The 14,037-nt window shown below is 70.3% G+C and carries 12 protein-coding genes; 2 read left to right on the top strand and 10 right to left on the bottom strand.

All coding sequences use genetic code 11. From position 1 onward, the window contains the following. The first annotated feature begins 65 nt into the window (after nt 1–65). Entirely contained in the window at nt 66–857 is a 792-nt protein-coding gene (locus tag ACFLIM_RS30800; protein WP_393171411.1) for a nitroreductase/quinone reductase family protein, read from the top strand. On the opposite strand, the gene ACFLIM_RS30795 is transcribed toward ACFLIM_RS30800, so the two are convergent. From ACFLIM_RS30795 to ACFLIM_RS30765, 7 genes are all read right to left on the bottom strand, one after another. After that, nucleotides 854–1,432 (bottom strand): GTP-binding protein, encoded by a 579-nt coding sequence (locus ACFLIM_RS30795; protein WP_393171409.1) that lies wholly within the window; start codon nt 1,430–1,432, stop codon nt 854–856. The two genes, ACFLIM_RS30800 and ACFLIM_RS30795, sit on opposite strands and share 4 nt — an antisense overlap. Beyond that, nucleotides 1,413–1,775, bottom strand: coding sequence for a DUF742 domain-containing protein (locus ACFLIM_RS30790; RefSeq protein ID WP_393171407.1), 363 nt, complete (start codon nt 1,773–1,775; stop codon nt 1,413–1,415). The genes ACFLIM_RS30795 and ACFLIM_RS30790 overlap by 20 nt, the downstream gene beginning before the upstream one ends. Nucleotides 1,776–1,801: 26 nt before the next feature. Next, nucleotides 1,802–2,224: a roadblock/LC7 domain-containing protein gene (locus tag ACFLIM_RS30785; protein WP_393171406.1), complete on the bottom strand. Its 423-nt coding sequence runs from the start codon at nt 2,222–2,224 to the stop codon at nt 1,802–1,804. Between the two features lie 25 nt (nt 2,225–2,249). After that, complete coding sequence (locus ACFLIM_RS30780; RefSeq protein ID WP_393171404.1) at nt 2,250–5,012, bottom strand: sensor histidine kinase; 2,763 nt, start codon at nt 5,010–5,012, stop codon at nt 2,250–2,252. Nucleotides 5,013–5,235: 223 nt separating this feature from the next. After that, complete coding sequence (locus ACFLIM_RS30775; protein WP_393171402.1) at nt 5,236–7,461, bottom strand: [protein-PII] uridylyltransferase; 2,226 nt, start codon at nt 7,459–7,461, stop codon at nt 5,236–5,238. Nucleotides 7,462–7,582: 121 nt separating this feature from the next. After that, nucleotides 7,583–7,921 (bottom strand): P-II family nitrogen regulator, encoded by a 339-nt coding sequence (locus ACFLIM_RS30770; protein WP_020546578.1) that lies wholly within the window; start codon nt 7,919–7,921, stop codon nt 7,583–7,585. Beyond that, nucleotides 7,918–9,228 (bottom strand): ammonium transporter, encoded by a 1,311-nt coding sequence (locus ACFLIM_RS30765; protein WP_393171400.1) that lies wholly within the window; start codon nt 9,226–9,228, stop codon nt 7,918–7,920. Before ACFLIM_RS30765 ends, ACFLIM_RS30770 begins: the two co-directional genes overlap by 4 nt. A gap of 208 nt (nt 9,229–9,436) precedes the next feature. On the opposite strand from ACFLIM_RS30765, the gene ACFLIM_RS30760 reads away from it, so the two are divergent. After that, on the top strand, nt 9,437–10,363 hold the full coding sequence (locus ACFLIM_RS30760) for an ABC transporter substrate-binding protein (protein ID WP_393171398.1): 927 nt from the start codon (nt 9,437–9,439) through the stop codon (nt 10,361–10,363). A gap of 140 nt (nt 10,364–10,503) precedes the next feature. On the opposite strand, the gene ACFLIM_RS30755 is transcribed toward ACFLIM_RS30760, so the two are convergent. From ACFLIM_RS30755 to ACFLIM_RS30745, 3 genes are all read right to left on the bottom strand, one after another. Further along, nucleotides 10,504–11,445 carry a sigma-70 family RNA polymerase sigma factor gene (locus tag ACFLIM_RS30755; protein ID WP_393171396.1) on the bottom strand — a complete coding sequence of 314 codons (942 nt, stop codon included), beginning with the start codon at nt 11,443–11,445 and terminating at the stop codon, nt 10,504–10,506. Between the two features lie 106 nt (nt 11,446–11,551). Continuing rightward, complete coding sequence (hutI, locus tag ACFLIM_RS30750; RefSeq protein ID WP_393171394.1) at nt 11,552–12,697, bottom strand: imidazolonepropionase; 1,146 nt, start codon at nt 12,695–12,697, stop codon at nt 11,552–11,554. Beyond that, complete coding sequence (locus ACFLIM_RS30745; protein ID WP_393171392.1) at nt 12,694–14,007, bottom strand: formimidoylglutamate deiminase; 1,314 nt, start codon at nt 14,005–14,007, stop codon at nt 12,694–12,696. The genes hutI and ACFLIM_RS30745 overlap by 4 nt, the downstream gene beginning before the upstream one ends. Nucleotides 14,008–14,037 lie beyond the last annotated feature (30 nt).

Raw genomic sequence — 14,037 nt, 5'->3', positions numbered from 1 at the left:
CTTGCTGTCTAAATTAGCTTTGTTAGCAAAGCAAATACGAATCTGGCTAATCAAAGGATAGTGAGATGGCGGACTTCAACCAGCAGGTCATCGAGGAGTTCCGGGCGAACGGCGGCGAGGTGGGCGGCATGTTCGAGGGCGCCCCGCTGGTCCTGCTCACCACCACGGGTGCCAGGACCGGGCTACGGCGTACCAATCCGGCGGTCTTCCTGAGAGACGGCGAGCGGGTCCTGGTGTTCGCCTCCAACGCGGGCGGCGACGCCCACCCGGCCTGGTACCACAATGTCGTGGCCAACCCCCGGGTCATCGTCGAGCTGGGTGCGGAGCGGTTCGCGGCCAGGGCGGTACCGCTGGAGGGCGAGGAGCGCGACCTCATGTACGCCCGCCAGGCCGCCATGGACCCGGCCTTCGCCGCGTACCAGGAAGGGACGGAGCGGGTCATCCCGGTCGTCGCGCTCTATCCCGAGGCTGAGCGGCTGGAGGCGTTGGGCGACGAGCTGATCAGGGTGCACGGCTACCTCAGAGGCGAGCTGGCCAAGCTGCGCGCCGGTGAGGCGGGCGCCAGCGACCTGCGGGCCCATTGCCTGGCGTTCTGCGACGCGGTGAGCTTCCACCACTCGGGCGAGGACCGCGTGGCGTTCCCGCACCTGGAGCGGCTCTTCCCGGAGCTGAAGCAGCCGCTCGACCGGTTGCGCGGCGAGCACGTGGTGATCGCCAAGCTGGTCGAGGAGCTGCGCGAGGCCACCGAGCCGGAGACACTCGACCGCATCTCGGGTGAGCTGGAGGCCCACTTCGCTTATGAGGAGGAGCGGCTGGTCCCGGTGCTCAACTCCCTCACCGAAGTCCCGTGGGGCTAGCGGACGGGCGCGGCGCGCAGGCGTACGACGTGCTCGACCAGCGAGATCAGCGTCGACTTGACCGACTCGCGGTTGCGGGCGTCGGTACGCACGATCGGCACGTGCGGCGACAGGGCGAGCGCCTCCCTGACCTCCACGTCGGAGTGCGGGAACTGCCCGTCCCAGCCGTTGATGCCCACCACGAACGGCAGCTTGGCCTCTTCGAAGTAGTCGATGGCGGGAAAGCTGTCGGCCAGGCGGCGGGTGTCGAGCAGCACGACCGCGCCAATCGCGCCGCGCACCAGGTCGTCCCACATGAACCAGAACCGGTGCTGCCCCGGCGTCCCGAACAGGTAGAGGATCAGGTCGCGGTCGAGCGACAGCCGGCCGAAGTCCATGGCGACGGTGGTGGTCTGCTTGTTCGGGGTCATGCCGAGGTCGTCGATGCCCGCGGACGCGTCGGTCATCACCGCTTCTGTGGTTAGCGGGAGGATCTCGGACACCGCCCCCACGAACGTCGTCTTGCCGACGCCGAACCCACCAGCCACGACGATCTTCGTCGAGGTGAGCCCGGGGCTAGAGCCTGCGTAGTCCACTGAGCACCCTTTCGAGCATGTTGAGGTCTGGTTGTCCCTGGCTGAGGCGTGGCTGGTGCAGGCGGACAAGCCCTTCGTCTGACATGTCCGCAACAAGCACCCTGGCCACGCCCAGCGGGACGCGGAGCAGGGCCGAGATCTCGGCGACCGACCGGAACGACCTGCAGAGCTGCATGATGGCCTCCTGCTCGGGGGTGAGCATGGCCATCTCTTCGTCCGGGATCGACATAGACGAGATCAACGTCTCCATCGCGAGGTGATAGCGCGGCTCCGAACGGCCGCCTGTCACCGCGTAAGGACGGAACAGGGGCTCGTCGTCCCCAGCCCCGTCAGCGCCGTACACGGCCCTCTCCCATCAGTTCCATCACATCACCGGGTCCTGGCCGCCTGGAGTTCGGCGCGCAGGGACGGCGTGAGCGCCTGTCCCGCCCGGTCCACCAGCAGCGTCATCTGGTACGCCACCAGGCCCATGTCACAGTCGGCACCGGCCAGCACCGTGAGCACGGAGCCGTCGCTGATCGCCATGACCAGGAGCAACCCGCGCTCCATCTCGACGACGGTCTGCGTCACGGCGCCGCCCTCGAACACCCTGGACGCGCCCACGGTCAGGCTCAACAGGCCCGCGGACACGGCGGCGAGCTGGTCGGCCCGGTCTGGCGGGAAACCCTCCGAGGTGGCCAGGCAGAGGCCGTCCGCCGACACGACGACGGCATGGGCGACTCCGGGCGTGTTGCGGACGAAGTCCGTGATCAGCCAGTCGAACCTGTGCGCCTCATGACTAAGGGTTGTCACGCATCCTCCCCGACGGGACGCTTACTCACTCTTGTTCCTCCTGTCCACGAACTTCCTGACGACCCCGTCGCACACCCTGCTGGTAGCTGGCCATCCGGTTGCGCACCCGGTCCGCTGAGACCGGGGGCGCCGGCGCCTGCCGTTGCGGCTGGTGTTGCGGCTGCGCGGGCTGGCTTGCCGTACCGGGAACCAAGTTCGCCTTGGGGGTGCGCTTGGGGAGCCCGGCGGCGGTGATGCCGCCCAGGCTCGGCTTGCTGGCCGCGGCCGCCGCACGCCATCCGGCGTCCGCGGCCGTCCGCCACGCTTCCTCCCCAGAGGGTACGGCCTGCGCGGGGCGGACCTCACTTTCGCCCTGCGCCGGCGCCTGTGACTGGGGCTGCGGCGGCTGCTCACCGGGCGGTCTGCGGAACCAGGCGGACTCCACCGAGGCGAAGATCGGCAGGAACTCCTCCTGCTCCGGCTCCATCGGCGACACCTCGACCGACGGCGCCGGCTCCGGCCTGCGCACGTCGTTGGTGCTGTACGAGGGCGGCGTCTGGAACGCGCCATTACCCGACGGGTAGGACCCCGTCCCCGGGTACGACGGGTAGGCGCCGGAGTCGAACGACGGCGGCTGCCTGCGGTACGAACCACCATCGGTGTCGGCGGTGAACCCCTGGGTCCCCTGCCGGCCGGTGTCGGAGTTGAACGAGCCGAACCCCGGCCCGGACGCGCTGTCGAAGGGCCCCTGCGGAGCCGGACTCTCAAAGGAATGCCGCGCGGGCCCGGGCCTCGCTGGGCCGCCGTCGAGGGAGTCGAAGCTGCCGAACGACCTGAACGACCCGTTCTGGGCGGGCGGTCCGGCCTGGCTGGGCACGGTCCCGCCGCCGAACGCCGGCCGCTGCGGCAACGGCTGCTGCATGCCGTCGGCGATCAGCGTGGGCGGCAGCAGTACCATGGCGATCAGGCCGGCCCCGTCGCCCTTCCTGAGCTGCACCCTGATGCCGTGGCGCAACGCCAGGCGGCCGACCACGAACAGGCCCATGCGCCGGGAGACCGACACGTCCACGACGGGCGGCTCGGCCAGGCGCCGGTTCGCCTCGGCCAGCTCGTCCTCCGTCATGCTGATGCCGAGGTCGCTCACCGACAGCAGGGCGCCGCCGCCCTCGATGAGGCTGCTGGTGACCGTGACGTGGGAGTTGCTCGGGGAGAACTGGATGGCGTTCTCGACCAGCTCGGCGACGAGGTGCACCAGGTCGTTCGCGGCGCTGCCGAGCACGGAGGTGGCCCGGTGCACCCTGACCTGGACCCGCTCGTAGCCTTCGACCTCCGACAGCGCGGCGCGTACGACGTCGACCAGCTTCGCGGGCTGGCTGCGCCGGCGGGTGGCCTCGTGGCCGGCCAGGACCAGCAGGTTCTCGGAGTTGCGGCGCATGCGGGTGGCCAGGTGGTCGAGCTTGAACAGGTCGGCCAGCCGGCCGCCGTCCTGCTCGCCCTTCTCCAGGCCGTCGATCAGCGAGATCTGCCGCTCGACCAGCGTCTGGGTGCGGCGCGAGAGGTTGACGAACATCGAGCTGATGTTGCTGCGCAGGTCGGCCTCCTCGCCCGCCAGCCGCACGGCCTGGCGGTGCACCTGGTCGAAGGCCCTGGCCACCTCGCCGATCTCGTCGTTGCCCTCGATCTCGATCGGGCGTACCTCGGCAACCCCCGAGTCGCCGCTGACCCGCAGCTGGCGCACCACGTCGGGCAGCCGGAAGCCGGCCACCTCCAGCGCCTCGGTACGCAGCCGGCGCAGCGGAGTGACCATGGAGCGCGCGATGGCCACGGTGAGGAGCAGGACGAGCAGCAGCAGCGCCAGGATCAGGCCACCGGCGATGATCGCGTTGCGGATCTCGGACTCGCGCAGCTCCTGGCTGCGCAGGTTCACCTTGGCGGACAGGTCCCTCTCGATCCCGTGCAGGACGTCGACGGTGGCCGTGTTGTCGTCGAACCACTCCTGGCGGCTGGCCCTGGCGGAGATCAGGTTGTCGGTGATCCTGGCGCCCGGCGCCCGGCCGCTGGCCAGCGTGACCGCGCGGGACTTGGTGAGCTGGACCCTGACGTACTCGGGCTTGGAGGTGAGCGCCTTGGACAGCTCCAAGCCGGTCTCGACGCCGGCCTCCGCGCCGACGGTGGCGATGTCGCCCTGCTGGCGGGCGTTGGAGGCGATGAAGGTCTCGACCTCCTTGGCGTCCACGCGCTGGCTGTCGTAGGAGGCCTGGAGCAGCTGGACGCGCTGCCTGGAGATCTCCTCCTTGGCCGCCACGAGCGCGCTCAGGGCGCGGAACTGGCCGATGATCTGCGGGTCGTCGGACAGCAGGCTCAGCTCGTCGTGCAGCTTGATCAGGGTGTCGGTGAGGAAGTCGTAGCGGATGGTGTCGACCTGGCCCTCGGCCCTGATCCTGGGTAGCCGGCTCAGGTCGTTCTTCGCCTGGCCGGCGGCCTTGACGATGCGGGGGCCGTACGAGTCGTCCATCGTGTCGAGGTCGGCGCTGACGGTCTTGACCAGGGTGTCGACGGCCGCCTTGTGCTCGGCGAGCGGTTGGGCGAGCTTCTTGCGCATCGCGCGGGACGCGCCGATCCAGCCGCCGGTGTCACGCTCCAGACCGATCGCCTGCACCAGGTCGCGGATGCGGCCCGCCGCCTCGGCCGCGGTGGCCGTGCGGTCGTAGTCCGCGATGCTCTGGACGGAGCCGACCACGCGCGCTCCACCGAGCACGACGCCGGCGATGGTGGGCACCAGGATGAGCGCGGTGAGCCGCCACCTCACACGCCAGTTTCGCAGGCCGAGGCGTGGCAGCGACCGCTTCCCGCGGTCCCGCCTCGCGGCGTGGCCGCCGTCGGAGTTCCCCGTAGTCACTGCTTTCGCTACCCCTCAATCGTCCCGTCAGCAACGGGTGTTCAAGCCGTCCACAAGGTATCCGCAGCACCCGACTTACCCGGCATAACGGACACAATCGTTACATATGTGACCGGTAGTTGTGTGCTGTTGGTTATCGCAGTGCGGCAAGCACCTGATCGCGGACTTGAGCCCTCTGCGCGTCGTCGCTGAGGGGGCGACCGGCGCGATCCACAACATAGAAGACGTCTACCGCCTCCGCGCCGAGAGTCTCTACGCGAGCGGCTCTCACGTCAAGACCGCACTCCCCGAACGCCCGTCCTATACGCCACAGAAGCCCCGGCCTGTCATGGGCCCTGACTTCCACCACGGTGGCGGTCGCGGAGGCGTCGTCGACCAGTGTTACCCGAGGTGGAGCCACGGGTACCCGGGGCGGTCTCATGGACCGGGTACGGCGGGCCAGCCGCTGCTCGATGTCAAGGCGGCCAGCAAGGACGAGACGGAGGTCGGACTCCAGCGTGGCGGGGTCGGGCGGGGAGCCGTACTCGGGGATGACGGAGAACTCGATCACCGCCGTGGACCCCGCGGAGGCGGACGAGGCGGAGCGGACGACGAGCCGGTGCGCGGAGAGCACGCCGGCGGCGCTCCACAGCAGCCCCACCCGGTCGGGGGCGACGACCGTGACCGCCCCGCCGTTGACCCGGACGGCACCGCCGCCGTGCCTGGCCAGCGAGGCCTGCTCGGTCGACAGCGTGGGCGGCTTGGGCGGCGTCGACCCAGCCAGCACGGACCTGACGCGGCGGACGAGGTCGGCGACGAGCCCGGCCTTCCAGCTGTTCCAGGCGGCCGGACCGGTCGCGTTGCCGTCGGCGACCGCCAGCGCGGCCAGCAGGTCGAGGACCTCGCGCGTGCCGACGGTGGCGGCGACCTTCTCGATCGTGACGGGGTCGTCGAGGTCCCTGCGGGTGGCGGTCTCGGGCAGCAGCAGGTGGTGGCGTACGACGGTGGCGAGGGTCTCCACGTCCTGCGCCGGCAGGCCGATGCGGGTGGCGATGTCGCGCACCACGACCTCGCCCGTGGCGGAGTGGTCCCCTGGCCAGCCCTTGCCGACGTCGTGCAGGAGCGCCGCGATCAGCAGGAGGTCGGGACGGGAGACCTCGCGGGTGTGGCTGGCGGCGTTCGCGGCGGCCTCGATCAGATGCCTGTCGACCGTGAAGCGGTGGATCGGGTTGCGCTGGGGGCGATGGCGTACGCGTTCCCAGTCAGGGAGCAGTTTGACAAGGATGCCCGCCTGGTCGAGCTCCTCCCACACGGGCACGGCGGCGCGGCCGGCGCCGAGGATCGACACCAGCGCGTCGCGCGCCTCCTCGGGCCACGGCACCGGCAGCGGAGGCGACTGAGCAGCCAGGACGGACACCGTCGCGGGCGCCAGCGGCAGTCCGGAGTCGGCCGCCGCGGCGGCGGCCCGCAACACCAGGACGGGGTCCTTGCGGGGGCTGATCCCCCTGGCGAGCACCACTTCACCACCGTGCTCGACCACGCCGTCCGCCAGCGGGCGGCGGCCTCTGGGAGCGGGGCCTGACAGGAGCCTGTCAACAGTGCGCCAGGTGACGTCGAAGGCATGGGAGACGGTGCGGCCAGCCTCGGCGAGCCGGCGCATCAGCGCCTCGGCGTCGAGCAGGCCGAGCAGCCCGGCCACGGCGTCCTGCTCCTGCAGCACCAGGCGGTCGGTGCCGCGGGCGGTGACGATGTGCAGCGCGTGCCGCACATCCAGGATGAACTCGTACGCCTCGCGCGCCCGGGGGCCCGGCGCCGAGGCGACCCAGGCCGCCGCCACGGCCTGCATGGCCTGGACGTCGCGGAGCCCGCCACGCCCGTCCTTCAGATCTGGTTCGAGGAGGAAGGCCAGCTCGCCGCTGACCTGGGCCCGCTTGTCGGCCGCGTCACGCAGCTCGCCCAGCCTGCGCCGGGAGTCGGCCCGCCACTCGGCCAGCACCGCCTCCCTGGCCTTCCTGGTCAGCTCGGGGTCACCCGCCACGTGCCTGGCCTGGATGAGGCCGAGCACGGCCTTCAGATCCTGCCTGGCGACCGACACCGCCTCTTCGACCGTGCGCACGGAGTGGTCCAGGCTGACGGCCGAGTCCCAGATCGGATACCAGATCCGGTCGGCGATCCTGGCCACGTCGGCCCGGCCGTTGTGGAGCAGGACCAGGTCGAGGTCGCTGCCCGGTGCCAGCTCGCCCCTCCCGAGGCTCCCGACGGCGACCAGTGAGACATGGTCGCCGTCGCTCGCCGTACGGAAGAGATCCTTCAGCCAGCGGTCGGTGTCCGCGGCCCGCTCCTTGCGGGCCGCGGCGTACGAACGGGCCTCTCCCCTCACTGCTGTGCCCCCTTGCCGAGCGCCGCCCGGACGCCGTCGTCCGAGCCTCGCCACGGATCCATCGTGAAAACCCTGCCGTGCTCCGCCCGGACCCCGATGTCCCGGCGTAGCTGCGGATATCTCACAGGGCCTCCGGGCCCCTCTCTCCCGTGCGCACTCGGATGACGGTGTCCACGGGCACGGACCAGACCTTGCCGTCGCCGATCTTGCCGGTGTGCGCGGCCTTGACGATGACGTCGATCACGTCCTCGGTGTCATCCTCTTCCGCGAGGACCTCAAGCCTGACCTTCGGCACCAGGTCCACCTGGTACTCGGCGCCGCGGTAGACCTCGGTGTGGCCGCGCTGCCGGCCGTAGCCGCTGGCCTCGCTGACCGTCATTCCCTTGATGCCGAACTGCTCCAGCGCGGCCTTCACGTCATCGAGCTTGAACGGCTTGATGATCGCGGTGATGAGCCTCATGCGTCCACCTTCTTCTGTGCCGGGGTGGCGGGACCGTTCGGGGAGGTCACGCCGGAGGCGTAGACCGTGCCGAGGTCGTAGCCGGTCTCGGCGTGCGTGGTGACGTCAACGCCGGTGACCTCGTCGTCGGCGGTGATCCGGAAGCCCATCGTCTTGTCGATGATCTTTCCGATGACCCAGGTGATGACGAACGAGTAGCCGCCGACGGCGATCGGGCCGAGCACCTGCAGGCCCAGCTGGCCGACGCCGCCGCCGTAGAACAGGCCCTCGCTCTGCTGCTCCAGGAAGGGGTACGCGGCCAGGAAGCCGAGCGAGACGGCGCCGATGACGCCACCCACCAGGTGCACGCCGACCACGTCGAGGGAGTCGTCGTAGTTGAGCTTGTACTTCAGGCCGACGGCGTAGGCGCAGATCCCGCCGGCCAGCAAGCCGATGACCATCGCGGCCCACGGGTCCACGAAACCACAGGCCGGGGTGATGGCGACCAGACCGGCGACCGCGCCGGAGGCGACACCGAGGCTGGTGGCGTGCCCGTCACGCAGCTTCTCCACGACGAGCCAGGTGCCCGCGGCGACCGCGGTGGCGATCTGGGTGTTCATGAACGCCAGGCCGGCGGTGCCGTCCACGGCCAGCTCGGAACCCGCGTTGAAGCCGAACCAGCCGAACCACAGCAGGCCGGCGCCGAGCAGGACGAGCGTGAGGTTGTGCGGCCTCATCTGCTCCTTGCGCCACCCCTTGCGCTTGCCGAGGACCAGGGCCAGCGCCAGCGCCGCGGCTCCGGCGTTGATGTGGACCACCGTGCCGCCCGCGAAGTCCTCGATGCCCATGGTGTTGAGCCAGCCGGTGCCCCAGACCCAGTGCGCGACCGGGAAGTAGACCAGCGTCGCCCAGATGATGCTGAAGAGGATCCACGCGCCGAACTTCGCCCGGTCCGCGATCGCGCCGCTGATCAGAGCGACGGTGATGATGGCGAACGTCAGCTGGAAGGCCGAGAAGACCAGGCTCGGCATGCCGGTGCCGTCGTCCTTGGTGGCGGTGTCCACCAGGCTCTGCAGGCCGAGAGCGTCGAAGCCGCCGACCACGTTGTTGATCGCCGCGCTGGCGTTGTCGGTGAATGCCAGCGAGTGCCCGAACAGCACCCAGGCGATGGTCACCGTGATGATGGCGCCGAACGACATCATCATCATGTTCAGGACACTCTTGGCCCTGGTCATGCCCCCGTAGAAGAACGCGAGACCCGGAGTCATCAGCAGCACCAGGGCGGTTGCCGCGAGCATCCAGGCTGTGGTGCCGCTATCGATCTTCACGACGCGACCCTCCTTATTACATGTGGCGTGTGGCCACAGCGTGTTCGCCTGGGGTTTCGTGGCTCGACCAGGTGTGTTTCACATTGGTGAATCTCGCCGCACTGGTGTTTCGGCAACGTTTCGGGACTCTCACACGCCCGATTTCGGCTGCGCTATATCGGACGTGCGATACTTAGGCTTGCCTAACCTAATAGATCAAGGAATGCCCATGCGTCTCCGCCTGGCCCTCGCCGCCATGCTCCCCCTACTCGCCCTCGCCTCCTGCGGCACTGCCACCAGCTCCCAGGAGGCCGGTCCCACCAGGACCGTCAAGCACGCCATGGGAGAAACGAAGGTGCCGATGACCCCCAAGCGGGTCGTGGTGCTCGACACGGACAAGCTCGACAGCATGGCGTCGCTCGGCCTCGCCCCTGCGGGCGCCGTGCAGGTGACCGAGAACGAGGCCTTCCCCCAATACCTCGGCTCGGCCCTGGCGGGCACCAAATCGGTGGGGACCATCGCGCAGCCCAACATCGAGGCCATCGCGGCGCTCAAGCCGGATCTCATCCTCGGCTCCAAGTTCCGCCAGGCCGCGCTCTACGACAAGCTCAGCAAGATCGCCCCGACCGTGTTCACCGAGCGAGTCGGCATCACCTGGAAGGAGAACTTCCTGCTCGACGCCGCGGCGCTGGGCAAGAAGGACCAGGCCCAGCAGCTGCTGACCGCCTACGAGACACGGGCCAAGGAGGTCGGCGCCAGGTTCTCCAAGATCAAGGTGAGCATCGTGCGGTTCCGGCCGACCGAGATCCGCATCTACGGCCCCGACTCGTTCTCCGGGATCGTGCTGGGCGACGCCGGCATCCCCCGGCCCGAAGCCCAGCTCCTCACCGGCCATGAGGACCGCCGCTTCGCCAAGCTGAGCCAGGAGAACATCGCCGACGCTGACGGGGACGCCCTGTTCTACACCGCATTCGGCGAGGCGGCCGCCAAGTCGCAGGCCACGGTGACCGGCGGGCCGCTGTGGAAGAACCTGGCCGCCGTCAAGGCCGGTCACGCCTACAACGTGGACGACGAGATCTGGATGACCGGCATCGGAGTCACGGCCGCCGGCAAGATCCTCGACGACCTGGACAAACACCTCACCCCGCTGGTGTAGAGCGTTCAGGGTTCAGTCCAAAAGCGGCGCAGGTGCAAGACCACGACACGGCGGAGGCCGCGGTCGAGGAATTCCTCCACCGCGGCCTCCGCCACGACCGACCACCCGCCTCCCACAGCCCGGCGCCCTGCCCGCCGGGGTCAGGCGGCGGCGGTGGCCATCTTGCGGAGTCGGGCCAGCGCGTCCCGTTCGATGCGGCGGGCCCGGTCGCGCCCGATGCCGTAGCGCTCCCCCACCTCCGTGAGCGTGTGCTCGCGCCCGTCCACCAGCCCGTAACGCCACCGCAACATCTCGCTGGTATCACCCTCGAGCCCGGTCAGCCACTGGTCCAGCCGCTCCCGCTCCAGGATGTCGATGGCCTGCTGCTCGGGATCGGCCCACGTCTCGTCGGCGATCATGTCGCCGAGCTCGGTCTCGTCCTCGTCCCCCACCCCGAGCTGCAGCGAGACCGGATCGGAGGCCCACCGCCGCAGCTCCCGCACCCGCTCGATCGGCAGGTCCAGGATCCCGGCGAGGTCGTCGTCGGTGGGCTCGACGTCGAACTCCGCCAGCATGTCCCGCCGGACCCGCATCAACCGGGTCATCTGCTCCCCCGCGTGCGTGGGGAGACGTACCGGACGGGCCTGCTCGTGGATGGCGCGCCCGACCGACTGCCTGATCCACCACGTCGCGTACGTGGAGAACTTGTATCCCCGCCGGTAGTCGAACTTCTCCACAGCGCGAACAAGGCCCAGGTTCCCCTCCTGGACCAGGTCGATCAGCGGCATCCCCCGCCCCGAATACTTCCGCGCGACCGCCACCACCAGGCGCAGGTTGGCCTGGATGAACTCGTCCTTCGCCCGCTGGCCCGAAATGGCCAGGCGCTCCAGCTCCTCGTCGGCCGCGTCCCCGATCCGCGGCTCCGAGCCCCCGCTGTCGAGCAGCTGCTCGGCGAAGAGGCCCGCCTCTATCCGCTTGGCGAGCTCAACCTCTTCCTCCGCCGTGAGCAGCGGGACCCGGCCGATCTCGGCCAGATATGTCCCCAGCAGATCGCGATCGGCGACGTGCTGCTCCTGCGTGCGACTCCCCGTAGGCCTTGCCATCCCCAGGCACCTCGTTCCGCAGCTGCGTTCTATATCCGGCCAACGTCCGGCCAGATGCAAAGATTCCCTAAACAACTACGACCGAGGGAGGGTTCTGGATGTCCTCCTAAAGGAGGAGACCACCGTGAAACACCTGGTGGACGAGGGGTACGCCGGGTCTGTAGGCCAGATGCACGTAGGAGGGGGCGTCGAGCACGACCAGGTCCGCGCGGGCTCCGCGGCGCAACCAGCCTACGTCCGTACGCCGTAGCGCGCGGGCCCCTCCGTACGTCGCCGCCCTGACCGCCTCCACCGGCGTCATCCCCATCTCGCGTACGGCCAGCGCCACGCAGAACGCCATCGACGACGTGAACGACGACCCCGGATTGCAGTCGGTGGCCAGCGCCACGGTGACGCCCGCGTCGATGAGCCGCCGAGCGTCAGGGTACGGCGACCGCGTCGAGAACTCGGCCCCCGGCAGCAGCGTGGCCACCGTGTCCGAGGACGCCAGCGCCTCCACGTCGCCCGGCGTCAGATGGGTGCAGTGGTCGGCGGAGGCGGCGCCCAGCTCGCAGGCGATCCGCACCCCCGGCCCCTCGCCGAGCTGGTTGGCGTGCACCCGCGCCCCCAGCCCCGCCTTCAGCCCGGCGGCCAGGATCTCCCGCGTCTGGTCCCCGTCGAACGCCCCGCGCTCGCAGAACGCGTCCACCCACTTCGCGTACGGCGCACACGCCTCCAACATCTCCCCCGCCACGAGCCGCACGTAGGAGTCGGCGTCCAGGTCCGCGGGCACGACATGCGCCCCCAGGAACGTGGTCTCGTCGGTGAGCCCGGTGGCGATCTCCAGCGAGCGCCGCTCGTCGGCGACGGACAGCCCGTACCCGCTCTTGATCTCGACTGTGGTCGTGCCCTGCGCGAGCATCTCGTTGACCAGCCCGAGAGCGCGGGTGGCCAGCTCGGCGTCGCTCGCCTGCCTGGTGGCGGCGACCGTGGTCCTGATGCCGCCGCCCGTGTACGGCTGGCCGGACATGCGGGCCTGGAACTCGGCCGTCCTGTCGCCCGCGAAGACCAGGTGCGCGTGGCTGTCCACGAAGCCGGGGATCACCGCCCGGCCCTGTACGTCCACCCGCTCGTCGGCGTCGGGGGCGTCCGTGGCGTGCCCCGTCCAGGCGACCAGGCCGTCCTCGACGACCAGCGCAGCGTCCGCGATCTCCTCGCGCTCGGGGTCACCGGTGTAGAGCGACCCGATTCCGTCGATCAGCGTCGTGGTCATCGCAGCTCCCCTATCGCCTTGGCCAGCATGGATCCGACGTCGCCGAGCTGGTGCCGCCCCTCGGCGACCACCCGCCGCCCGCCCGAGACCACCGAGTGCACGTCCGCCGCCGTGGCCGCGAACACCACGGCCTCCAGCCCCTTGGCGCCCGCCGTGCGTACGGAGTCGAGCCGTACGGACACCAGGTCGGCCCAGGCGCCGGGCACGAGCTGGCCGGCGTCGGGGAAGCCGAGCGAGGAGTGGCCCGCGCCGGTGGCGGCGGCGAGCAGCTCGGCGGCGCGCCAGTGGCCGCGTTTCCCGCTGGCCAGCCGCTCGTCCAGCTCCACCGCCCTGGCCTCCTCGAACAGGTCGATCACGGCATGGCTGTCCGAGCCGAGCGTGATCGGCGCGCCCCGGTCGGCCGCCGCCCTGGCGGGGCCGATGCCGTCCGCGAGGTCGCGTTCGGTGGTGGGGCACATGCAGATGTACGTGCCCGACTGCGCGAGCAGCTCGACGTCCACGTCGGTCAGGTGGGTGGCGTGCACCACGGTCGAACGCGGCCCCATCACCCCCCGCTCGTGCAGCACCTGCGTCGGCGTGGCCGCGTACGTCTCCACGCAGGCCGTGTTCTCCGCCTGCTGCTCGGAGACGTGCACGTGCAGGGGCGCCGCGTAGCGGTGGGAGAACTCCGCAACGACCGGCATCTGCTCAGGCGGCACCCCGCGCACGGAGTGGATGGCCGCGCCGATCTCCACGTCGGGCTGCCCCTCGTAGTCCGAAGCCAGGTGCTCGGCTCTGGCCGCCCAGCCTTCGGCGTCCCCGTCGGTGAAGCGCAGCTGGGTGCCGGACAGGGGGACGCCGATGCCGCCGGACACGTAGCAGGTGTCGAGCAGCGCGATGCGCAGGCCCGCGTCCCTGGCGGCGCGGATGAGGGCGTGGCCCATCGCGTTGGGGTCGGCGTACGGGCGGCCGTCCGGCGCGTGGTGCAGGTAGTGGAACTCGCCCACGCAGGTCACCCCGGCCAGGGCCATCTCGGCGTAGACGGCCCTGGCGAGCTGGAGATAGCTGTCGGGGTCGAGCCTGGCGGCCACTTCGTACATGCCGTCGCGCCAGGTCCAGAAGTCGCCCTTGCCCTCCTGGGCGGTGCCGCGCAGCGCGCGGTGGAAGGCGTGGGAGTGGGCGTTGGCCAGGCCGGGGATCGTGAGCCCCGCCAGCCGCTCCGCCGAGCCCTGCGCGCCCTGGCCGATCTGCGCGATCCTGGCGCCCTCGACCTCGATGAGCACCCCGTCGGCGACGCCACCGGGCAACCAGGCATACTCACACCAATACACGCGGGGGGCTCCGCCCCCCGCGTGTATTGG

The sequence above is a fragment of the Nonomuraea marmarensis genome, from assembly GCF_043197025.1.
GTDB classification, from domain to species: Bacteria; Actinomycetota; Actinomycetes; order Streptosporangiales; family Streptosporangiaceae; genus Nonomuraea; species Nonomuraea marmarensis.
Note: the sequence above shows the minus strand (reverse complement) of the source record. Positions and strands in the feature narration are given on the sequence as shown.